General features: G+C 58.8%; 19 protein-coding genes. 14 read left to right on the top strand and 5 right to left on the bottom strand.

The genetic code is table 11. The features are described from left to right. Positions 1 to 198 precede the first annotated feature (198 nt). The 5 genes from AACY31_RS13820 to AACY31_RS13800 form a co-directional block, all read right to left on the bottom strand. Positions 199 to 1,125 carry a GGDEF domain-containing protein gene (locus AACY31_RS13820; RefSeq protein WP_339480251.1) on the bottom strand — a complete coding sequence of 309 codons (927 nt, stop codon included), beginning with the start codon at positions 1,123 to 1,125 and terminating at the stop codon, positions 199 to 201. Between the two features lie 355 nt (positions 1,126 to 1,480). Then, positions 1,481 to 2,221, bottom strand: coding sequence for a YciK family oxidoreductase (locus AACY31_RS13815; protein WP_014337217.1), 741 nt, complete (start codon positions 2,219 to 2,221; stop codon positions 1,481 to 1,483). Positions 2,222 to 2,358: 137 nt separating this feature from the next. Then, positions 2,359 to 3,036 (bottom strand): N-acetylmuramic acid 6-phosphate phosphatase MupP, encoded by a 678-nt coding sequence (mupP, locus tag AACY31_RS13810; RefSeq protein WP_339480247.1) that lies wholly within the window; start codon positions 3,034 to 3,036, stop codon positions 2,359 to 2,361. A gap of 4 nt (positions 3,037 to 3,040) precedes the next feature. Then, positions 3,041 to 3,739: a bifunctional 2-polyprenyl-6-hydroxyphenol methylase/3-demethylubiquinol 3-O-methyltransferase UbiG gene (gene ubiG, locus AACY31_RS13805; protein WP_339480245.1), complete on the bottom strand. Its 699-nt coding sequence runs from the start codon at positions 3,737 to 3,739 to the stop codon at positions 3,041 to 3,043. A gap of 61 nt (positions 3,740 to 3,800) precedes the next feature. Next, positions 3,801 to 5,132, bottom strand: a complete 1,332-nt coding sequence (locus AACY31_RS13800; RefSeq protein WP_339480242.1) for a TRZ/ATZ family hydrolase — start codon at positions 5,130 to 5,132, stop codon at positions 3,801 to 3,803. A gap of 106 nt (positions 5,133 to 5,238) precedes the next feature. On the opposite strand from AACY31_RS13800, the gene mtnA reads away from it, so the two are divergent. From mtnA to pseB, 14 genes are all read left to right on the top strand, one after another. After that, on the top strand, positions 5,239 to 6,315 hold the full coding sequence (mtnA, locus tag AACY31_RS13795; RefSeq protein WP_339504611.1) for an S-methyl-5-thioribose-1-phosphate isomerase: 1,077 nt from the start codon (positions 5,239 to 5,241) through the stop codon (positions 6,313 to 6,315). Positions 6,316 to 6,761: 446 nt separating this feature from the next. Continuing rightward, entirely contained in the window at positions 6,762 to 9,434 is a 2,673-nt protein-coding gene (gene gyrA / locus AACY31_RS13790) for a DNA gyrase subunit A (RefSeq protein ID WP_339480238.1), read from the top strand. Positions 9,435 to 9,714: 280 nt separating this feature from the next. Next, positions 9,715 to 10,800: a 3-phosphoserine/phosphohydroxythreonine transaminase gene (serC, locus tag AACY31_RS13785; RefSeq protein ID WP_339504609.1), complete on the top strand. Its 1,086-nt coding sequence runs from the start codon at positions 9,715 to 9,717 to the stop codon at positions 10,798 to 10,800. After that, complete coding sequence (gene pheA, locus AACY31_RS13780; RefSeq protein WP_003199233.1) at positions 10,800 to 11,894, top strand: prephenate dehydratase; 1,095 nt, start codon at positions 10,800 to 10,802, stop codon at positions 11,892 to 11,894. Before serC ends, pheA begins: the two co-directional genes overlap by 1 nt. 13 nt (positions 11,895 to 11,907) lie before the next feature. Further along, entirely contained in the window at positions 11,908 to 13,020 is a 1,113-nt protein-coding gene (gene hisC, locus AACY31_RS13775; RefSeq protein WP_339504607.1) for a histidinol-phosphate transaminase, read from the top strand. Between the two features lie 28 nt (positions 13,021 to 13,048). Beyond that, complete coding sequence (locus AACY31_RS13770; protein WP_339504661.1) at positions 13,049 to 15,256, top strand: bifunctional prephenate dehydrogenase/3-phosphoshikimate 1-carboxyvinyltransferase; 2,208 nt, start codon at positions 13,049 to 13,051, stop codon at positions 15,254 to 15,256. Next, entirely contained in the window at positions 15,253 to 15,942 is a 690-nt protein-coding gene (gene cmk / locus AACY31_RS13765) for a (d)CMP kinase (RefSeq protein WP_014337227.1), read from the top strand. Before AACY31_RS13770 ends, cmk begins: the two co-directional genes overlap by 4 nt. A gap of 120 nt (positions 15,943 to 16,062) precedes the next feature. Beyond that, positions 16,063 to 17,754, top strand: a complete 1,692-nt coding sequence (rpsA, locus tag AACY31_RS13760; RefSeq protein WP_058543229.1) for a 30S ribosomal protein S1 — start codon at positions 16,063 to 16,065, stop codon at positions 17,752 to 17,754. Between the two features lie 216 nt (positions 17,755 to 17,970). Further along, complete coding sequence (locus AACY31_RS13755; protein WP_339491440.1) at positions 17,971 to 18,249, top strand: hypothetical protein; 279 nt, start codon at positions 17,971 to 17,973, stop codon at positions 18,247 to 18,249. A gap of 136 nt (positions 18,250 to 18,385) precedes the next feature. Then, entirely contained in the window at positions 18,386 to 18,685 is a 300-nt protein-coding gene (ihfB, locus tag AACY31_RS13750) for an integration host factor subunit beta (RefSeq protein WP_339491441.1), read from the top strand. Between the two features lie 26 nt (positions 18,686 to 18,711). Beyond that, positions 18,712 to 18,936, top strand: a complete 225-nt coding sequence (locus AACY31_RS13745; protein WP_339504605.1) for a lipopolysaccharide assembly protein LapA domain-containing protein — start codon at positions 18,712 to 18,714, stop codon at positions 18,934 to 18,936. A gap of 179 nt (positions 18,937 to 19,115) precedes the next feature. Beyond that, positions 19,116 to 20,159, top strand: coding sequence for an LPS O-antigen chain length determinant protein WzzB (locus tag AACY31_RS13740; protein WP_339504603.1), 1,044 nt, complete (start codon positions 19,116 to 19,118; stop codon positions 20,157 to 20,159). 542 nt (positions 20,160 to 20,701) lie between these two features. Next, the gene (locus AACY31_RS13735; RefSeq protein ID WP_339504601.1) at positions 20,702 to 21,958 is read left to right on the top strand and encodes a lipopolysaccharide biosynthesis protein; all 1,257 of its coding nucleotides are present in this window, start codon (positions 20,702 to 20,704) and stop codon (positions 21,956 to 21,958) included. 32 nt (positions 21,959 to 21,990) lie between these two features. Next, on the top strand, positions 21,991 to 22,989 hold the full coding sequence (pseB, locus tag AACY31_RS13730) for a UDP-N-acetylglucosamine 4,6-dehydratase (inverting) (RefSeq protein ID WP_053186640.1): 999 nt from the start codon (positions 21,991 to 21,993) through the stop codon (positions 22,987 to 22,989). Position 22,990: the final 1 nt, after the last annotated feature.

The following is a 22,990-nucleotide window of genomic DNA, read 5'->3' as shown; positions in this document are numbered from 1 at the left end:
CAGATCACTATCGCGAGCAGACTCGCTCCCACAGTTGTTTTGGGTGACTGCTGGCTTGTGATCGCCGCAAGGTTTTCTGGGAGCGGGCTTGCTCGCGAAGACTTCGGCGCATTCAGCCTATTAATAGGCTGAGCCACCGCTTTCGCGAGCAAGCCCGCTCCCACAAAAATGCCGGTGTTCTTACTTACTTTCGTCGTTTCAGCCTGCCATTGCCAGTCGATTACGTCCTTCGCGCTTGGCCACGTACAGTGCGCTGTCAGCCCTGCGCAGCAGGCTTTCCGATGATTCCCCCGGTAGCAGGGTGGCGCAACCCAGGCTGACGGTCAGCTCGATCCTTGTGCTTGCGGCGAAATAATCCTGGGCCTGGGCGGCGTAACGCAGCCGTTCACCGACCATGGCCGCAGCGTCCCGGCTGGTATTGGCCAGCAGGATCAGAAACTCTTCACCGCCGAACCTGAACACCATGTCCACGTTGCGCAGTTGGTTCTTGATCGATTCGGCCACGGCCTTGAGCACTTCGTCGCCAACGCCGTGACCATGGCTATCGTTGATGCGCTTGAAATGGTCGATGTCGAGCATCAGCACCGACAAGGGCTGCGAATGGCGCTTGGCCATGTCGATCTCACGCATCAGTGTCTGGTCCATGGCAATGCGGTTGCCGGTACCGGTCAACGGATCGCGCAGGGCGCTTTGGGTGGCGGCGCGGTAGAGCAGCGCATTGCGCAGTGGATAGAGCAGCGTCGACATGATGGATTCAAGGTCGCTCTGTTCCGTCTCGGTGAAGCGCTGGTTGCGACGGAATACCAGTTCACCCAGGTGTTCGCCTTCATGGCTGAGGTTATAGCTGAGGGTGTGATGCCCGCGTTGCCCGAACTCCAGGCGCAGGTCACTGGCTTTGTGCTGGTAGGCCAGCGCATCCAGGGGCACCAGTCGTTGAACTTCCCGGAAAAACAGACCAAGGATTCGCTGTGGCTCCAGGCTGGTCTGCAACTGCTGGCTCAGTTGCTGGCGCAATTGCGAAAGATTGACGGCGCGGGTCGCGAGCGGCGATGGCTGGTCAAGGCCCAGACGCTGCAATTTGGCGCTGTCGAAATCAATCGCGTTGATCTGGGTGGGCGTTTTCATATGGCGTTAGCCCCTAAGCTAAAGCTGTCCTGGCAGGTTGGGTGTGGTGGCTTTGGGCTGCGCGTCGTACTGGTCCTTCAGTCCCGTAGGACAATTGAGCTAAGTTTAGTCCGCTTTCCCTGTCAGGCATAAATCTCGTCTCGATCTCCGTTACCCGCCGAACAATGGCGTGTTTGAGGATATTTAGAGCGAAAGTCGTGCCATTCGGTTCACTTAAATAAAAACCCTTTAGGAATCAATGTATTGACGGCAAGTCGCGACATTTGCCGCGACGTGGGTTTGGCGGTTCGCCTGGTTGGGCATCGAATAGAGCCTGCATCGTGACGGTAAGTCGTCGCGACGCAGGCCGAGGCCATTATTGCGCGTTGAACGCCTGGCCATTGACGCCGGTGCTGTCCGGGCCCATGAGGTACAGGTAGACCGGCATGATTTCTTCGGGCGTCGGATTGTTGAGCGGGTTTTCCCCCGGGTAGGCCTGGGCGCGCATGCTGGTGCGGGTGGCGCCGGGGTTGATGCTGTTGGCGCGCACGGCGGCGACGGTGTCGACTTCGTCGGCCAAGGTTTGCATCAGCCCCTCGGTGGCGAATTTGGACACGCCGTAGGCGCCCCAATACGCTCGGCCCTTGCGCCCGACGCTGCTGGAGGTGAACACCACGGAGGCATCCTTGGACAGCTTGAGCAGCGGCAGCAAGGTGCTGGTGAGCATGAACATCGCGTTGACGTTGACGTGCATCACCCGCATGAAGTTCTCACCGGACAACTGTTCCAGCGGGGTACGCGGGCCGATGATCGAGGCGTTGTGCAGCAGGCCGTCGAGATGACCGAACTCGGTTTCGATCATGGCCGCCAGTTCATCGTACTGATGAGGCAGCGCGGTTTCGAGGTTGAACGGGATCACCGCTGGCTGCGGATGACCGGCCGCTTCGATTTCATCATAGACCTGGGTCAGGTTGGCTTCGGTCTTGCCCAGCAGCAGCACGGTGGCACCATGGGCAGCGTAGGCTTTCGCGGCAGCGGCGCCGATCCCACGACCGGCGCCGGTGACCAGAATCACCCGGCCATTGAGCAGGTCGGGGCGGGCGGAATAATCAAACATTAAAAAACCTCAACAAATCAATCTGTTGGCAGAAACTGTAGTGGCGAGGGGATTGATCCCCGCTATGTGGGAGCAGGCTGTGGGAGCAAAGCTTGCTCGCGAAGCAGGCGACTCGATTCTGAAAGACCGCATCGCCTTCAGCGCGGGCAAGCCTTGCTCCCACAATTGAGCACCTCGCGCAGCGCCGATGGGTGATCGATCACCACATCCGCGCCCCAGTGTCTGGGGTTGTCGTCCGGGTGGATGTAGCCATAGGTCACCGCGCAGGTCTTGGTGCCGGCGCTGCGACCGGACTCGATGTCCCGCAGGTCATCACCCACGAACAGCACGCTGGCCGGGTCCAGGTCGAGCAGTTTGCACGCCAGGGTCAGCGGTTCCGGGTCTGGTTTGCTGTTTTTCACGTGGTCAGGGCAGATCAGCACTTTCGAGCGTTCGGCCAGGCCCAGTTGCTGCATGATCGGTTCGGCGAAACGCAGCGGCTTGTTGGTGACCACACCCCAGATCAGGTTGGCCGCTTCGATATCGGCCAGCACCTCGGCCATGCCGTCGAACAAATGGCTGTGCACCGCGCAATCCTTGAGGTAGCGGTCGAGAAACTCCTGGCGCAGCTCCTCGAACCCCGGTGACTCCGGGTCCATGGAAAAGGTCACCGCGACCATCGCCCGGGCACCGCCGGAAATCTCGTCGCGAATGTGCTGCGTGTTCATCGGTGGCAAGCCACGGTCGGCGCGCATGGCCTGGCAGATGGCGATGAAGTCCGGCGCGGTGTCGAGCAGCGTGCCATCCATGTCAAAGAGAACCGCTTTGAGACGCATCGACTTACTCCTCGCGCAGGGTCTGGATCATGTAGTTGACGTCAACGTCGGCGGCCAGCTTGTAATGCTTGGTCAGCGGGTTGTAGGTCAGGCCAATGATGTCCTTGACGGTCAGCCCGGCCACACGGCTCCAGGCGCCCAGTTCGGACGGGCGGATGAATTTCTTGAAATCGTGAGTGCCGCGCGGCAGCAGCTTCATGATGTATTCGGCGCCGATGATGGCGAACAGGTAGGCCTTCGGATTACGGTTGATGGTGGAAAAAAACACCTGGCCGCCCGGCTTGACCATGCGAAAACAGGCGCGGATGACCGACGACGGGTCCGGCACGTGTTCGAGCATTTCGAGGCAGGTGACCACGTCGAATTGGCCGGGCATTTCTTCGGCCAGGCCTTCGGCGGTGATCTGCCGGTATTCCACGCTGACGCCCGACTCCAGTTGATGCAGTTGTGCGACCGCCAGCGGCGCTTCGCCCATGTCGATGCCCATCACCGTCGCGCCGCGCTGGGCCATGGCTTCGCTGAGGATGCCGCCGCCACAACCGACGTCGAGCACCTTCTTGCCAGCCAGGTTGACCCGTTCGTCAATCCAGTTGACCCGCAGCGGGTTGATGTCGTGCAGCGGTTTGAATTCGCTTTCACGGTCCCACCAGCGATGGGCCAGGGCTTCGAATTTGGCGATTTCGGCGTGGTCGACGTTGCTCATGTGCAGATCCTCGAAAAGCTTGAAAAATCAGGTGCCCCGAGCCGTGGCTCAAGGGGCGTGGTTATTCGTCGTGGCCGCTGATGCGGCGACCCCAGGCCTGGGCCGTGGCGATCAGTCTTGATTCGTCCATACGGGTCAGTCGGCCATCTTCCAAGAGGGGCTTGCCGCCCACCCACAGGTGTTTAACGCAATCGCGACCGGTGGCATAGATCAACTGCGACACCGGGTCGTAGATCGGCTGCTGGGCCAGGCCCGACAGATCGAAGGCCACCAGGTCGGCGGCCTTGCCCACTTCCAGCGAGCCGACAGTCGCTTCGATGCCCAGCGCCCGGGCACCATTGAGCGTGGCCATGCGCAGCGCCCGATGGGCATCCAGAGCCGTGGCCGAACCGGCGACGGCCTTGGCCAGCAGGGCAGCGGTGCGGGTTTCGCCGAGCAGATCCAGATCGTTGTTGCTCGCCGCACCGTCGGTGCCGAGGGCAACGTTGACGCCGGCCTGCCACAGGCGTTCCACCGGGCAGAAACCGCTGGCCAGCTTCAGGTTAGATTCCGGGCAGTGGATCACGCTGCAATTGCTTTCTACCAGCAAGGCCTGGTCTTCGTCGCTGATTTGCGTCATGTGTACGGCTTGAAAGCGTGGCCCCAGCAGGCCAAGTCGTCCCAGGCGCGCCAGCGGTCGCTCCGCGGTGTTATCCACAGCCTGCTGCACTTCGAAGGCGGTTTCGTGAACGTGCATATGAATGGCAGCGTCCAGTTCCTCGGCGATCACGCGGATTTTCTCCAGGTTCTCGTCGCCCACGGTGTAGGGCGCGTGCGGGCCGAATGCGACTTTGATCCGTGGATGGTGCTTGAGGTCGCCAAACAACGCGATGCCCTGACGAATGGCTTCGTCGGCGCTGGCGGCACCGGGGATCGGGAAGTCGAGGATCGGAATCGCGATTTGCGCACGAATTCCGCTGTCGTGAACACACTCGCTGGCGATCTTGGGGTAGAAATACATGTCGGAGAAGCAGGTGATGCCGCCCTTGATCTGCTCGGCGATTGCCAGGTCGGTGCCATCGCGCACGAAATCTTCATCGACCCATTTGGCTTCCGCCGGCCAGATGTGCTGTTCGAGCCAGGTCATCAAGGGCAGGTCGTCGGCCAGGCCGCGGAACAGGGTCATGGCGGCATGGCCATGGGCATTGATCAGGCCGGGGCTGAGCAGCAGGCCGGGCAGTTCACGGACCTGGGTGGCGTCACACTTGAGGGCTTCTGCCCGTGGACCGATGAACACGATAGAGCCATCGCGAATGCCCAGGCCATGGTCCTTGAGCACTACACCGGCGGGTTCGACAGGCACCAACCAGGTCGGCAGCAATAATAAGTCGAGCGCAACGGCAGGCTTGGGCATCGTGGAACGGTTCCATGGGGTATAAAGGATGGCGAAGTATACCCGAGCGTCTTCGCGGAGGGATCGCTATAATCGACGGCTTTTGTACATGAGTACGGGGTGAGGGATGCGCGATCGACTATTGGCTGCGGAGAAGGTGAAGGCCATCGATTGGCGTGATGGCGTCCTGTACCTGCTGGACTTGCGTGTCTTGCCGTTCGAGGAAAACTGGATCGCCTGCACCCGTGCCGCGGATGTGGCCGAGGCCATTGCCTCGAGGGTGGTGCGCGGCGCGCCGGCCATCGGCATCAGCGCGGCTTATGGTGTCGTGCTGGCGGCGCGGGCCAGGGTGGCCGAGGGCGGTGACTGGCAAGCGGCGCTGGCGGCTGATTTTACCTTGCTGGCCGAGGCTCGGCCGACGGCGGCGAACCTCTTCTGGGCGCTGGATCGGATGCGCGACCGGTTGGGGCGCTTGAAAGAGCACGCCGAGCCGCTGGTGGTCCTTGAGGCCGAAGCCATCGCGATCCACGAGAGTGATCGCGAAGCGAACCTGACCATGGCCCAGCTCGGTGTCGACCTGATCCGCAAGCACCAGGGCAACGCCCAGGCCATCCTTACCCACGGCAACACCGGCGCCCTGGCGACCGGTGGCTTCGGCACGGCCTTGGGCGTTATCCGTGGCGCGTATATCGAAGGCATGGTGGAGCGCGTCTATGCCGACGAAACCCGTCCATCGCTGCAAGGCTCGCGCCTGACCGCGTGGGAGTTGGCCTGTGAGGGCGTCCCGGTGACCCTCAACGCTGATTCCGCCGCGGCTCACATCATGAAGACGAAAGGTGTGACCTGGGTGATCGTCGGCGCCGACTGCATCACCGCCAATGGCGACGTGGCGAACACGATCGGCACCTATCAACTGGCGGTCTGTGCCATGCACCATGGCGTGCGCTTCATGGTCGTGGCACCGAGTTCGACCATCGACATGAGCTTGGCCTGCGGTGATGACATTGCGGTCGAGGAGCGCGACGGGCGCGAACTGCTGGAAGTCGGTGGCAAGAGGCTTGGCGCGGAGGTGGACGCCTTCAGCCCGACGTTTGACGTCACCCCGGCGGACTTGATCGACGTTATCGTCACCGAGAAGGGCATCATCGAGCGCCCGGACACCGCCAAGCTGGCGCAGTTGATGTGCCGCAAGCGGCTGCATTGAAGGCTTTTTGGTGTCTGATCCAGCGCCATCGCGAGCAGGCTCGCTCCCACAGTGGATGGGAGGTGTGTCTGAAATTTCAGGCACAAAAGATCCTTGTGGGAGCGAGCCTGCTCGCGATGAGGCTCTTAAAGGCAACAAATCCCTTGCATTTGGCCCCTGAATCTCCATCCGCAGCGCTTCTAAGCCTCTCTGGTCCCATATCAGCCTGTCACCGGTCAACTAACTATGCACCATGCGCATCTGGGGGATAGGTGCGTGGCGGCTCTTGTGATAACATCCGGCGGTTTCCAAGGCTGCCTCGCGAGGTGGCCTTTACTGCGCAGATCCATGGCATAACTCGTTGATTTGTCGTAAGTCGCTGCACGGCACTTGTTCTGCAGCGGCGAGCTTCGTTCGTCCCATCTGGATGTGACGAGGTTTCACCAGAAAAAGGAATCAGGCTTCTCATGGGCGAACTGGCCAAAGAAATCCTCCCGGTCAATATCGAAGACGAGCTGAAACAGTCCTACCTCGACTACGCAATGAGCGTAATCGTCGGGCGGGCGCTGCCGGATGCGCGCGATGGCTTGAAGCCCGTGCACCGGCGTGTGCTGTTCGCGATGAGCGAGCTGGGCAACGACTTCAACAAGCCGTACAAGAAATCTGCCCGTGTCGTCGGCGACGTGATCGGTAAGTATCACCCCCACGGCGACACTGCCGTGTACGACACCATCGTCCGGATGGCCCAGCCATTCTCCCTGCGCTACCTGCTGGTAGATGGTCAGGGCAACTTCGGCTCCGTGGACGGCGACAACGCCGCGGCCATGCGATACACCGAAGTGCGCATGACCAAGTTGGCCCACGAGCTGCTGGCCGACCTGCACAAGGAAACCGTGGACTGGGTGCCGAACTACGACGGCACCGAAATGATCCCGGCGGTGATGCCGACCCGTATCCCGAACCTGCTCGTCAACGGCTCCAGCGGTATCGCCGTGGGCATGGCGACCAACATCCCGCCGCACAACCTCGGTGAAGTCATCGACGGTTGCCTGGCCCTCATCGACAACCCCGAGCTGACCGTCGATGAGCTGATGCAATACATCCCCGGTCCAGACTTCCCGACCGCCGCGATCATCAACGGTCGTGCCGGCATCATCGAAGCCTACCGCACCGGCCGTGGCCGCATTTACATGCGCGCCCGCTCCACCGTCGAAGACATCGACAAGGTGGGTGGTCGCCAGCAGATCGTCATCACCGAACTGCCGTACCAGTTGAACAAGGCTCGCCTGATCGAGAAGATCGCCGAGCTGGTGAAAGAGAAGAAGCTCGAAGGCATTACCGAGCTGCGTGACGAGTCCGACAAGGACGGCATGCGTGTCGTGATCGAGCTGCGTCGTGGCGAAGTGCCTGAGGTGATCCTCAACAATCTCTACGCCCAGACCCAACTGCAAAGCGTGTTCGGCATCAACATCGTTGCGCTGATCGACGGCCGCCCGCGGATCCTGAACCTCAAGGACCTGCTGGAAGCCTTCGTGCGTCACCGTCGCGAAGTGGTCACCCGCCGTACCGTGTTCGAGCTGCGCAAGGCTCGCGAGCGTGGCCACATTCTCGAAGGCCAGGCCGTTGCCCTGTCGAACATCGACCCGGTCATCGCCCTGATCAAAGCCTCGCCAACGCCGTCGGAAGCCAAGGAAGCGCTGATCAGCACCCCTTGGGAGTCCTCCGCGGTGGTGGCCATGGTCGAGCGCGCTGGCGCCGACTCGTGCCGCCCGGAGAACCTGGACCCGCAATACGGCCTGCGCGAAGGCAAGTACTTCCTGTCCCCGGAACAGGCGCAAGCCATCCTGGAACTGCGCCTGCACCGCCTGACCGGGCTGGAGCACGAGAAGCTGCTGGCCGAATACCAGGAAATCCTCAACCAGATCGGCGAGCTGATCCGCATCCTCAACAGCGCCACGCGCCTGATGGAAGTGATCCGAGAAGAACTGGAAGTGATCCGCGCCGAATACGGCGACGTGCGCCGCACCGAGATTCTCGATGCGCGCCTGGACCTGACCCTGGGTGACATGATCCCGGAAGAAGAGCGCGTGGTGACCATTTCCCACGGTGGCTACGCCAAGACCCAGCCGCTGGCCGCCTATCAGGCCCAGCGTCGCGGCGGCAAAGGCAAGTCGGCAACAGGCGTCAAGGACGAGGACTACATCGCTCACCTGCTGGTCGCCAACAGCCACACCACGCTGCTGCTGTTCTCCAGCAAAGGCAAGGTGTACTGGCTCAAGACCTACGAAATCCCCGAAGCATCCCGTGCCGCCCGTGGCCGTCCGTTGGTCAACCTGTTGCCGCTGGACGAGGGTGAGTACATCACCACCATGCTGCCGGTGGAGGAATACACCGAAGGTCACTACATCTTCATGGCTACCGCCAACGGTACCGTGAAGAAGACCCCGCTGGAATCTTTCAGCCGCCAGCGCAGTGTCGGCCTGATCGCCCTGGAGCTGGACGAAGGTGACGTGCTGATTTCCGCCGCCATCACCGACGGCGAGCGTGAGGTCATGCTGTTCTCCGACGGTGGCAAGGTCACTCGCTTCAAGGAATCCGACGTGCGCGCCATGGGCCGTACCGCCCGCGGTGTGCGCGGCATGCGCCTGCCGGAAGGCCAGAAGCTGATTTCCATGCTGATTCCCGAAGAAGGCAGCCAGATCCTCACTGCCTCGGCGCGTGGTTATGGCAAGCGCACGGCCATCAGCGAGTTCCCTGAGTACAAGCGTGGCGGCCAGGGTGTGATCGCCATGGTCAGCAACGACCGTAACGGTCGTCTGGTCGGCGCTGTCCAGGTGCTCGATGGCGAGGAGATCATGTTGATCTCCGACCAGGGCACCCTGGTGCGCACGCGAGTCGCCGAAGTGTCGAGCCTGGGCCGTAACACCCAGGGCGTGACGCTGATCAAGCTGGCCAGTGATGAAACGCTGGTAGGGCTTGAGCGAGTCCAGGAGCCATCGGAAGTCGAAGACGAGGAGCTGGAAGGCGAGGAAGGTGAGAACGGCGTAGCGTTCGACGGCACCCTGGGTGCCGATGTCGACGACGTGACCGGCGACCAGCCACTCGACGCTGCCGCAGACGAAGAAGAACCGCAGGACTAAGCGAACACGCAGGGGGCGAATGAAGATTCGCCCCCTTGTTGTTTGTTCCGTTTGAAAATTTGCGACACTGCACATTCCCCTATGGGGTGATGCTGCTCCCCTGAGGTTTCATGCCTTGAGTGAGCGGCCCCCTGTGGGAGCGAGCTTGCTCGCGATGACGGACTGGCATTCAACATCAATGTTGACTGTTGCGCCGCTATCGCGAGCAAGTTCGCTCCCACCGTTAGTGCGGTGCAGACCCAAAGATTTATGTGACCACCAGATCAGAGTGAGATTGGATGTGAGCAAGAGAGCCTATAACTTCTGTGCCGGCCCGGCGGCGCTTCCTGAGGCGGTCCTGAAGCGTGCTCAGGGTGAACTTCTCGACTGGCACGGCAAGGGCCTGTCGGTCATGGAAATGAGCCATCGCAGCGATGAGTTCGTGTCCATTGCCACCAAGACCGAGCAGGACCTGCGTGATCTGCTGAACATTCCGTCCAATTACAAGGTGCTGTTCCTGCAGGGCGGCGCCAGCCAGCAGTTCGCCCAGATCCCGTTGAACCTGCTGCCGGAAAGTGGCAAGGCCGACTACATCGACACCGGTATCTGGTCGCAGAAAGCCATCGAAGAAGCTTCGCGCTACGGTCACGTCAACGTGGCTGCCACCGCCAAGCCCTACGACTATTTCGCGATCCCAGGCCAGAACGAATGGAGCCTGTCCAAGGACGCGGCCTACGTTCACTACGCGCCGAACGAAACCATCGGTGGCCTGGAATTCAACTGGATCCCGGAAACCGGCGACGTGCCATTGGTGGCCGACATGTCTTCGGACATCCTCTCGCGCCCTGTGGATGTCTCCCGTTTCGGCATGATCTACGCCGGTGCCCAGAAAAACATCGGCCCTAGCGGCATCCTGGTCAGCATCATCCGGGAAGACCTGCTAGGGCGTGCCCGTTCCCTGTGTCCGACCATGCTCAACTACAAGGTCGCGGCCGACAACGGCTCGATGTACAACACCCCGCCGACCCTGGCCTGGTACCTCTCCGGCCTGGTGTTCGAATGGCTGAAGGAGCAGGGCGGTGTCGAGGCGATCGGCAAGCTCAACGAAGTGAAGCAGCGCACGCTGTATGACTTCATCGACGCCAGCGGTCTCTACAGCAACCCGATCAACAAGACCGATCGTTCGTGGATGAACGTGCCGTTCCGCCTGGCCGACGACCGCCTGGACAAGCCGTTCCTGGTCGGTGCCGACGAGCGTGGGCTGTTGAACCTCAAGGGCCACCGTTCGGTCGGTGGCATGCGTGCCTCCATCTACAACGCCGTCGACATCAACGCCGTCAATGCGTTGATCGCCTACATGGCAGAGTTCGAGAAGGAACATGGCTGATGTCTGAGCAAGAACTCAAGGCGCTGCGCCTGCGCATCGATGCCCTGGACGAAAAAGTCCTGGAGCTGATCAGCGAGCGTGCGCGCTGCGCCCAGGAAGTCGCCCGGGTGAAGATGGCCTCCCTGGCTGAAGGCGAAGTGCCGGTGTTCTATCGTCCTGAGCGTGAAGCTCAGGTGCTCAAGCGTGTCATGGAGCGCAACAAGGGGCCGCTGGGCAACGAAGAGATGGCGCGGTTGTTTCGCGAAATCATGTCGTCGTGCCTGGCGCTCGAGCAGCCTCTGAAAGTCGCCTACCTGGGCCCGGAAGGGACCTTCACCCAGGCTGCAGCCATGAAGCACTTCGGTCACGCCGTGATCAGCAAGCCGATGGCGGCCATCGACGAAGTCTTCCGTGAAGTGGCGGCCGGCGCGGTGAATTTCGGCGTTGTGCCGGTGGAGAACTCCACCGAAGGCGCGGTCAACCACACGCTAGACAGCTTCCTCGAACATGACATGGTGATCTGCGGCGAAGTTGAGTTGCGTATCCACCATCACCTGCTGGTCGGCGAGAACACCAAGACCGACAGCATCAGCCGGATCTACTCCCACGCCCAGTCGTTGGCCCAGTGCCGCAAGTGGCTGGACGCCCATTACCCGAACGTCGAGCGCGTAGCGGTATCGAGCAACGCCGAAGCGGCCAAGCGGGTCAAGGGTGAGTGGAACTCGGCGGCGATTGCTGGCGATATGGCGGCCGGCCTCTACGGGCTGACTCGCCTGGCCGAGAAAATCGAGGATCGCCCGGACAACTCCACGCGGTTCCTGATGATCGGCAGCCAGGAAGTACCGCCGACCGGCGACGACAAGACCTCGATCATCGTTTCCATGAGCAACAAGCCCGGCGCGCTCCATGAGCTGCTGGTGCCGTTCCACGACAACGGTATCGACCTGACGCGGATCGAGACCCGTCCGTCGCGCAGCGGTAAATGGACCTACGTGTTCTTCATCGATTTCGTCGGCCACCACCGCGATCCGCTGGTAAAAGGTGTGCTGGAGAAAATCAGTCAGGAAGCAGTGGCACTCAAGGTGCTGGGTTCCTACCCCAAGGCAGTTCTTTAAGGGCGGATAGCAAATGAGTGGCAACTTTCTCGCTCTGGCTCAGCCAGGCGTGCAACAACTCTCGCCTTACGTTCCGGGCAAGCCCGTGGACGAACTGGCCCGCGAGCTGGACCTGGATCCGGCCAGCATCGTCAAGTTGGCGAGCAACGAAAACCCGTTGGGCGCGAGCCCCAAGGCACTGGCGGCGATCCGCGACGAACTGGCCGAGCTGACCCGTTACCCCGATGGCAATGGGTTTGCATTGAAAAACCTGCTGGCCGAGCGCTGTGGTGTCGAGCTGGACCAAGTGACGCTGGGTAACGGCTCCAACGACATTCTTGAGTTGGTGGCGCGCGCGTACCTGGCGCCAGGTCTCAACGCCGTGTTCAGCGAGCACGCGTTTGCGGTCTACCCGATCGCGACCCAGGCCGTCGGGGCCGATGCCCACGTGGTTCCGGCCAAAAACTGGGGGCACGATCTGCCGGCCATGCTGGCTGCCATCGACGCCAACACCCGCGTGGTTTTCATCGCCAACCCAAACAACCCGACCGGCACCTGGTTCGACGCTCAGGCCCTGGACGACTTCCTGCAAGACGTGCCCGCGCACGTGCTCGTGGTGTTGGACGAGGCCTACATCGAATACGCCGAAGGCAGCGATTTGCCCGATGGCCTGGATTTCCTCGCGGCCTACCCGAACCTGCTGGTTTCGCGCACGTTCTCGAAAGCCTACGGCCTGGCCTCGCTGCGGGTTGGCTACGGCTTGTCCACCGCCGTGGTGGCCGATGTGCTGAACCGCGTGCGCCAGCCGTTCAACGTCAACAGCTTCGCCCTGGCCGCCGCCTGCGCCGCCTTGCAGGATGAGGCCTACCTGGCTGAAAGCCGTCGCCTCAACGCGGCCGGCATGCAGCAGTTGGAAGCGGGGTTCCGGGAGCTGGGTCTGGGCTGGATTCCATCCAAAGGCAACTTCATCTGCGTCGACCTGGGGCGTGTCGCCGCGCCGGTGTACCAGGGGTTGTTGTGCGAAGGGGTGATCGTGCGTCCGGTGGCCAATTACGGCATGCCGAACCACCTGCGCATCACCATCGGCCTGCCAGCGGAAAACGGCCGTTTCCTTGAGGCGTTGAGCAAGGTTCTGGCTCGTGGTTGATGTCACCTCGCTGCAACCTGTTGGCCCTATGATCGGTCGCCTGGTGGTGGTCGGTCTGGGGTTGATTGGCGGTTCGTTTGCCAAGGGCTTGCGTGAAAGCGGCCTGTGCCGCGAGGTGGTCGGTGTCGACCTGGATCCGCAGTCGCGCCAGCTGGCCGTGGCGCTGGGGGTGGTCGATCGCTGCGAGGATGACCTGGCGATCGCTTGCCAGGGTGCGGACGTGATCCAATTGGCGGTGCCGATCCTGGCCATGGAAAAACTGCTGGCGCGTCTGGCCACCATGAACCTGGGGCAAGCGATCCTGACCGACGTCGGCAGCGCCAAGGGCAACGTCGTGCGTGCGGCCACTGAGGCCTTCGGCGGGATGCCGGCGCGCTTCGTGCCTGGTCATCCAATTGCCGGTTCCGAGCAGAGCGGGGTGGAAGCCTCCAACGCCGAGCTGTTTCGTCGCCACAAAGTGATCCTCACGCCGCTGGACCAGACGGATCCAGCCGCGCTGGCGGTGGTGGACCGTTTGTGGCGCGAGCTGGGCGCCGATGTCGAGCACATGCAGGTCGAGCGTCACGATGAAGTGTTGGCGGCCACCAGCCACTTGCCGCACCTGTTGGCGTTCGGCCTGGTGGATTCGTTGGCCAAACGCAATGAAAATCTTGAGATCTTCCGTTACGCTGCCGGCGGTTTCCGCGATTTCACGAGAATCGCTGGAAGCGACCCGGTCATGTGGCACGACATCTTCCTCGCCAACCGCGAAGCTGTCCTGCGCACACTCGATACATTTCGCAGCGACCTCGACGCCTTGCGCGACGCGGTCGATGCAGGGGACGGGCACCAATTGCTGGGCGTTTTCACACGCGCCAGGGTGGCCCGCGAGCATTTCAGTAAAATCCTGGCCCGTCGGGCCTATGTGGACGCTATGAACTCCAACGATCTGATTTTCCTGGCACAACCTGGTGGCTCCCTGAGTGGGCGTATTCGTGTACCAGGCGATAAATCAATTTCCCACCGTTCGATCATGCTCGGCTCCCTGGCCGAAGGCGTGACCGAAGTGGAAGGCTTTCTTGAAGGTGAAGACGCCCTGGCGACGCTGCAAGCGTTCCGCGACATGGGCGTGGTCATCGAAGGCCCGCACCACGGTCGCGTGACCATCCACGGTGTTGGCCTGCACGGTCTCAAGCCGGCCCCGGGCCCGATCTACCTGGGTAACTCCGGGACCTCGATGCGCCTGTTGTCCGGCCTGCTGGCCGCTCAGAGCTTCGACAGCACCCTGACCGGTGACGCTTCGCTGTCCAAGCGGCCGATGAATCGCGTCGCCAACCCCCTGCGGGAAATGGGGGCGGTGATCGAAACGGCGACCGAAGGTCGTCCACCCATGACCATTCGCGGTGGCAACAAGCTCAAGGGCCTGACCTACACCATGCCGATGGCCAGCGCCCAGGTGAAATCCTGTCTGCTGCTGGCGGGTCTCTATGCCGAGGGCAAGACCACCGTCACTGAACCGGCCCCGACCCGCGACCACACCGAGCGCATGCTGCGCGGCTTCGGCTACCCGGTCACGGTCGATGGTGCCACGGCGTCCGTCGAGTCTGGCAACAAGCTGACCGCTACCCATATCGAAGTGCCGGGCGACATCTCGTCATCGGCATTCTTCCTGGTGGCAGCCTCGATCGCCGAAGGCTCTGACCTGGTGCTTGAGCACGTCGGCATTAACCCGACCCGTACCGGCGTGATCGACATCCTGCGCCTGATGGGCGCCGACATCACCTTGGAAAACCAGCGTGAAGTGGGCGGCGAACCCGTGGCAGACCTGCGCGTACGAGCAGCTAAACTCAAGGGTATCGAGATTCCGGAAGCGCTGGTTCCGCTGGCCATCGACGAGTTCCCGGTGTTGTTCGTGGCGGCCGCCTGTGCAGAAGGGCGCACCGTATTGACGGGCGCCGAAGAGCTGCGGGTCAAGGAATCGGATCGCATCCAGGTGATGGCTGATGGCTTGCTTGCCCTGGGCGTCAAGTGCCAGCCAACGCCGGACGGCATCATCATCGACGGCGGCCAGATCGGCGGCGGCGAAGTTCATGGTCACGGTGACCACCGTATCGCCATGGCCTTCAGTGTGGCGTCTTTGCGCGCCAGTGCGCTGATTCGCATCCATGATTGCGCCAACGTCGCGACGTCGTTCCCGAACTTCCTGGCGCTGTGCGCACAGGTCGGCATTCGAGTAGCGCAAGAGGCACAGTCGTGAACATCAAGGCACCGGTCATCACCATCGATGGTCCGAGCGGTTCGGGCAAGGGCACTGTCGCCGGAATCCTGGCCAGGCAGTTGGGTTGGAACCTGCTCGATTCGGGTGCCTTGTACCGTCTGCTGGCCTTCGCCGCCGCCAACCACGGCGTCGACCTGACCAACGAAGAACTGCTCAAGGCGCTGGCCGCTCATCTGGACGTGCAATTCATTGCGGCGACCGACGGTCAGCTCCAGCGCATCATTCTGGAAGGCGATGAGGTCAGCGACGTCATCCGTACCGAAAGCGTGGGTGCCGGGGCGTCCCAGGTCGCCGCGCTGCCAGCGGTGCGCGAAGCCTTGCTGCAACGCCAGCGTGCCTTCCAGGAGCCGCCGGGGCTGGTGGCGGACGGTCGCGACATGGGCACGGTGGTTTTCCCCGATGCGCCGTTGAAGATCTTCCTCACCGCCAGTGCCGAGGAGAGGGCGCGTCGCCGATATTTGCAGTTGAAGGGCAAAGGCGAGGATGTTAGTCTGTCGAGTCTGCTAGATGAGATCCGTGCACGCGATGAGCGTGACACCCAGCGCGCAGTAGCCCCGCTCAAGCCGGCGGCCGACGCGATACAGCTGGATTCCACGGAGTTGTCCATCGATCAGGTGCTGCAACGCATCATGAGCGAGATCGCCATTCGCGATATCGCCGGGTGACCAGGAAGCTTCGTAGGGGACCAGTCATAGTCCTGCGATGCTTCTTTTATATGAAACTAACCCACATCGTCTGGGATGTGGAGGCGGGCGTATTCTTCGCCCTAATCAACAGGAATTAAAATGAGCGAAAGCTTTGCGGAACTCTTTGAAGAAAGCCTGAAAACCCTGAACCTTCAGGCAGGCTCCATCATCACCGGTGTTATCGTTGATATCGATTACCAAGCTCGCTGGGTAACCGTTCACGCTGGTCTGAAGTCTGAAGCACTCATCCCGCTTGAGCAGTTCTACAACGACGCTGGCGAACTGAACATCAACGTCGGTGACGAAGTTCACGTGGCGCTGGACTCGGTTGAAGATGGCTTTGGTGAAACCAAGCTGTCCCGTGAAAAAGCCAAGCGCGCTGAATGCTGGATCGTTCTGGAAGCGGCTTTCGCAGCTGAGGAAGTGGTCAAGGGCGTTATCAACGGTAAGGTTAAAGGCGGCTTCACTGTCGACGTTAACGGCATCCGTGCGTTCCTGCCAGGTTCCCTGGTTGACGTCCGTCCAGTGCGCGATACCACGCACCTGGAAGGCAAAGAGCTGGAATTCAAGGTCATCAAGCTGGACCAGAAGCGCAACAACGTTGTCGTTTCCCGTCGCAGTGTCCTGGAAGCCGAGAACTCCGCCGAGCGTGAAGCTCTGCTGGAATCGCTGCAGGAAGGCCAGCAGGTCAAAGGTATTGTCAAAAACCTCACCGATTACGGCGCATTCGTCGATCTGGGTGGCGTCGATGGCCTGCTGCACATCACCGACATGGCCTGGAAGCGTATCAAGCATCCTTCGGAAATCGTCAACGTTGGCGACGAGATCGATGTCAAGGTTCTGAAGTACGATCGCGAGCGCAATCGTGTTTCCCTGGGCCTCAAGCAACTGGGTGAAGATCCATGGGTCGCTATCAAAGCCCGTTACCCAGAAAGCACCCGCGTCACCGCTCGTGTTACCAACCTCACCGACTACGGCTGCTTCGCTGAGCTGGAAGAAGGCGTTGAAGGCCTGGTACACGTTTCCGAAATGGACTGGACCAACAAGAACATCCACCCTTCGAAAGTCGTGCAAGTCGGCGACGAAGTGGAAGTCATGGTTCTGGACATCGACGAAGAGCGTCGTCGTATCTCCCTCGGCATCAAGCAGTGCAAGTCCAACCCATGGGAAGACTTCTCTGGCCAGTTCAACAAGGGCGATAAAATCTCCGGCACCATCAAGTCGATCACCGATTTCGGTATCTTCATTGGTCTGGACGGCGGCATCGACGGCCTGGTTCACTTGTCCGACATCTCCTGGAACGAAGTGGGCGAAGAAGCCGTACGTCGTTTCAAGAAGGGCGACGAGCTGGACACCGTTATCCTGTCGGTTGACCCAGAGCGCGAACGCATCTCCCTGGGCATCAAGCAACTGGAAAGCGATCCGTTCTCCGAGTACGTTCAAGAGAACGACAAAGGCGCAATCGTTAAGGGCATCGTGAAAGAAGTTGACGCCAAAGGCGCCATCATCACCCTGGCCGACGATATCGAAGCGACTCTGAAAGCCTCCGAAATCAGCCGTGACCGCGTTGAAGACGCGCGCAACGTTCTGAAAGAAGGCGAAGAAGTAGAAGCCAAGATCATCAGCGTTGACCGCAAGAGCCGCGTAATCCAGCTCTCCATCAAGTCGAAAGACGATGCTGAAGAGAAAGAAGCAATCCAGAGCCTGCGCGACAAGCCAGCCGCTGACATTGCTGCTGGTCCTACCACTCTGGGCGACCTGCTGCGTGCACAAATGGAAAAACAGAACTGAGTTCTGTCAGACCATAGAAAAAGGGCGACTTCGGTCGCCCTTTTTTGTGGCTGCGATTCCTTGTAGGTGCTGCCGAAGGCTGCGATCTTTTCGGCTTTGCCACGAAACCAACCTTCAAGCCTGGCTGTCTCTTTTGTTAAGCAAATCATCGCTCGTCCAATTCCTGCCCCATACTTGAAGCGCAAACGCCGCAAAGTCCTCAATCAAAGGATGCGAATGAACAAACTCTTCCTGATACTGGCCCTACTAGCATTAGCCGGCTGCACCACAAGCGCCAAGACCCACGCAGTGCGTGGTGTCAGTGGTATCGAGGTCGACTGCTCGGGGTTGGGTTCCGGCTGGGAGAAGTGCCATAAGAGAGCGGCAAGAGAGTGCAAAGGGGCGGGTTACAAGGTGATTACTCGATCCGACGACGCGAAGGACGAAGATTGGTACCCCTTTGGCTTCAATCCGGCTGGCTATCTGACTCGCACGATGCTGGTCATCTGTCGATAGTATCTCCCTGCTTGCGCGGAAAGAGGCAGTAGGGGAGTCAAGAAGAATGTCAATACTTGGGCTGTTCAAATCCCTCCGGTCATGCTAAAACCTTTTCAAGCGATTTTCCTAGCTGCTTGAAAAAGAAGGGAAAAATATGACGAAGTCGGAGTTGATCGAACGAATTGTCACCCATCAAGGGCTACTCTCATCCAAGGATGTGGAACTGGCCATCAAGACCATGCTTGAACAAATGTCCCAGTGCCTGGCTACGGGAGATCGTATCGAAATCCGTGGTTTCGGCAGCTTTTCCCTGCATTACCGCGCTCCGCGGGTTGGGCGCAACCCCAAAACGGGTCAGTCCGTCAGCCTTGACGGAAAGTTCGTCCCTCATTTCAAACCAGGCAAAGAGCTTAGGGATCGTGTGAATGAGGAGGAGGAGGGGGATGAGCTCTGACGGAGCCCCAAAACAAAGGAGTTCTCATGCGAAACTTTAAACGCCTAGCCCTTGTCGTACTTGCGCTGCTCGTGGCTTCAGCTATCGTCTTGTTCGTGCTTGAAAACAACCAGCCGGTGGCACTCCTGTTTCTGGGATGGTCAGCTCCGCAGCTTCCTGTCTCGGTTTTCGTGATTCTGGCGCTTCTCGCTGGTATGATGGCTGGCCCGTTACTCGCGTGGTTTGTGGGGGCGCGCAGGCGCTTTAAATAAATGGATGTGTGGCCCGGAAGTCTTGGTAAGGATCACTATCTGCAATTTTTCTGACTTTGGGTGCGTTTTGTTCGTATTTAATCTAGCTCAGTTTGCCGCTGTGCCCGACGTGGCCTTGCCCGTCTTGCCTTTTGATGCGTTTGGTGTGTACACGAACGTGATGCCAAGCGAGGCTTCCCATGCAAAATGATCGTATTAATGAGCGTCCCGATGATGAAATTGATCTGGTCGAACTTGTTCGGGGGCTGTGGACTCAGAAATGGCTGATTCTAGGTGTCACTCTTCTAGTTACTGTTGGCGCTGGCCTTTACGCGTTCCTTAGCAAGCCTGTCTATGAAACCAAGCTTTTTATCATGCCGCCTACTCAGAATGATATTGCTGAGTTGAATTATGGTCGTGGGAAAAGTACGGAGCTGGATATTTATTCGATCAAGTATGTTTACGATGTATTTGCGCGAAATCTTCAGGGTGAGTCTCTTCGTCAGAAGTTTTTTAATGATGTCTACCTGCCTTCGCTTGATGAGGCTGAGCGAAAGGGGGCGCTTGATCGTTTATACGAGCGTTTTTCCCGAGTGCTGGCGATAAAGGGGCCTGGTAAGGATACCCCTGATCGCTTTTCGATTACTGTTCAGGGTGTGGATCCTGTTCAAACCGCGGAATGGGCAAGGAGCTATGTGCAGCGTGCCAGTGAGGCTGCTGAGTCGGAGTTGGTCAAGAACGTCAGGGCTGAAGCTTCGGTTAGGGCTCGTAACCTGGAGCAACGAATTGTCAGCTTGCGCGAGAATGCACAGCGTGTACGCGAGGATCGAATTCAGCAGTTACGGGAAGCGTTGAAGGTTGCTGAGTCCATTGGTCTAACATCACCTGCTATCAACTCCACCGCTGCAGTAGATATCACCGTAGAAACGGGAAATAAAATGGACTACCAGCGAGGTAGTAAGGCGTTGGCGGCTGAGATTGATGCGCTGGAGTCTAGGGCCTCTGACGATGCTTTTATTAAAGATTTACGATCGTTGCAAATGAGATATAACTTTTATCGTAAATTGAACATCGACGCTGAAGGTATTTCGGTTTATCGGCAGGATGGTAGTGTTGAGGTGCCCGAGAGTCCGATAAAACCTAAAAAGGGCCTGATCCTAGTGCTGGGGTTTTTGGCTGGGTTGTTATTGGGCGGGTTTATCGCTTTGATCCGGTTTGTATTGAATCGTAATTTAGAAGAGTAGCGAGGCAGGCAAGCCGGTCGCGGCTGAGTGACATCTCATTCGCAGGAGTCATGGTTGATAGTTGTCAATCATTGATAGTGAGTGATCTCTGTTCGGTTTTCATCGAGCCTGTCTATAAGGAGTGTTCTCCCTGTGACAGGCTTTTTGGTGCGCAAGGAATACTCTGCGCTTTAGCGATGTGTTTGGTCGCCTCGGTGGTCATGTCTTGTGCCAAAAAAGATAAACTGCTCAGCGTAAACGGGTTCTGGCTGTCATTGATATTGATATAGCCAGAAAGCCAGGCCTTTACGTGGATGACCCTTAAAGTCATTTTGCTCAAGAGCAGGCATAATACGGGTAGGCTGAATGTGCCTCCCGTGTGGTTGCTGGCTTAGGGTGGGCTGCTCGGTGATTGCAGGGAGGAGCAGAGTGACAGCTGTTTCATTGAATCAGAATGGGTTGAGTGGAGCAGGTGATCGGTAGCGTGCCAAAGACCCAATACAGGGATGAGAAGCGCTTTTTATGCAGCTGCAATCAGGTATGAACATGAATAGACCAACTTAATGCTAGCTCGAAATTTTTTACAGCTTTCCAATATTGCAATTCGTGGTTTGACGCTTGTCAGCAAATTTCTGCTGATTTTCTTTCTTGCCCGTTTTCTAGAGCCGTCTGAGCTAGGCATCTATGGTCTTCTGGCCGCGACCATTGGCTATTCGCTGTATTTGCTCGGGTTCGATTTTTATACCTATAGCACTCGTGAACTGCTCAAACGCGAGCGTGGTGAGTGGGGTGGGCTACTCAAGGCCCAAGGAGCGCTGACCTTGGTGCTCTACGTCATTTTTTTGCCATTGCTCAGCCTTGTTTTTATCAGAGGCTTGCTCCCAATGAAGGTTGTCGGTTGGTTCTTCGCCTTACTGATACTTGAGCATCTGACTCAGGAGTTGGGTCGTTTGCTGATCGCGGTTTCGGATCAACTCTTTGCGAGCCTGGTATTGTTTTTTCGTTCGGGGGTCTGGGCCGTCCTGATCACGGGATTGATGTTCTTCGAACCTGATACGCGAAACCTGGACATGGTATTTGGCGCCTGGACACTGGGGTCGGCGACAGCGCTTTTGTTGGGTATATACCGTGTAAAATGTATGGGTTTATCTGGGTGGCGGCAGGCTGTTGACTGGATCTGGATCATAAAGGGATTGAGGGTAGCGTCCGCGTTGCTGATTGCGACCTTGGCCATTCGGGGGGTCTTCACCCTGGATCGCTACTGGTTCCAGGACCTGGCGGGATTGGACGTGCTGGGGGCCTATGTTTTGTTCATGGGCGTCAGCATGGCGTTGATATCATTTCTGGATGCAGGTGTCTTTGCATTTATTTATCCAGGGCTGATCACCGCCTACCAGCAGCACAATCCAGTCGGTTTTCATCAAGGTATACGCAAATTATTGCTGCAGACCGTTGGTCTTTGCGGCTTTTTTTCTGTAACCGCACTGGTGACGATAGGCCCATTGCTGGCTTGGCTAGGCAAGCCGATTTACAGTGAGCAGCAAGGACTTTTCGTCTGGATCCTTCTTGCGACTGTTTTCTACGCTATTGGCATGATTCCCCACTTTGGGTTATATGCCCAAGGTCGTGATAGGCCGATCATTCATAGCCACATAGCCAGTTTGATCATTTTCGTTCTGGCGACCTGGATTTTTGCGCAGGCTTGGCCTCTTCTCGCAGTACCGCAGGGGCTGTGCGTTAGCTTTTTTGTCGTTTTGTGCTGGAAATCGTGGAGCTTCTATCGCCTCACCCCGGCACCTTACCGTTTATTTCAATCCTGACTTCGTGCAGGAAGCAACCAAGGGACGCGTCAATGTTCACCAATAAAACCATTCTCATCACCGGCGGTACCGGCTCTTTTGGTAACACGTTTGTGCCGATGACCCTGGCCAAATACAACCCGAAAAAGATCATCATCTTTTCCCGAGATGAAATGAAGCAATGGGACATGGCGAAGAAATTCGAGGGTGATTCCCGCGTTCGATTTTTCATCGGCGACGTCCGCGACAAGGAGCGCTTGTACCGGGCACTGGACGGTGTTGATTATGTGGTTCACGCAGCGGCGACCAAGATCGTGCCAACCGCGGAATACAACCCCTTCGAGTGCATCAAGACCAACATCAATGGCGCGATGAACCTGATCGATGCCTGCATCGACAAAGGCATCAAGCGCGTAGTTGCGTTGTCCACCGACAAGGCCAGCAGCCCGATCAACCTGTACGGCGCCACCAAGTTGGCGTCCGATAAACTGTTTGTTGCCGGTAACTCCTACGCCGGCGGCCATGAAACCCGCATGGCGGTTGTGCGTTATGGCAACGTGATGGGGTCGCGCGGATCGGTAATTCCGTTCTTCATGTCGATCAAAGACAAAGGTGAATTACCGATCACCGACGAACGCATGACCCGTTTCATGATTTCCTTGGAAGAGGGCGTCGAACTGGTCTGGCATGCCTTCGAAGACATGGAAGGCGGCGAGATTTATGTGAAGAAGATTCCGTCGATGAAAGTGACAGACCTCGCTCGTGTCGTTGCACCTGACGCTACCCAAAAGATCGTCGGCATTCGTCCTGGCGAAAAATTGCATGAGCAGATGATCAGCGCCGAAGACTCTTACTACACGTACGAGTATCCTGAACACTTCAAGATCCTGCCTGTTATCAACGAATGGGCAACCTGCCCTAAACGTATCAAAGACGGCAAGAAGGTCGCTGAAGGCTTCGTTTACGCCAGTGACAACAACACTGAGTGGATGAGCGATGAAGATCTGAAAAACTGGATCACCCTCAACGAAGCCAAGATCGGGAGTATCTGAT

The organism is Pseudomonas sp. RL_105y_Pfl2_101 (assembly GCF_963970585.1).
Taxonomy (GTDB): Bacteria; Pseudomonadota; Gammaproteobacteria; order Pseudomonadales; family Pseudomonadaceae; genus Aquipseudomonas.
Note: the sequence above shows the minus strand (reverse complement) of the source record. Positions and strands in the feature narration are given on the sequence as shown.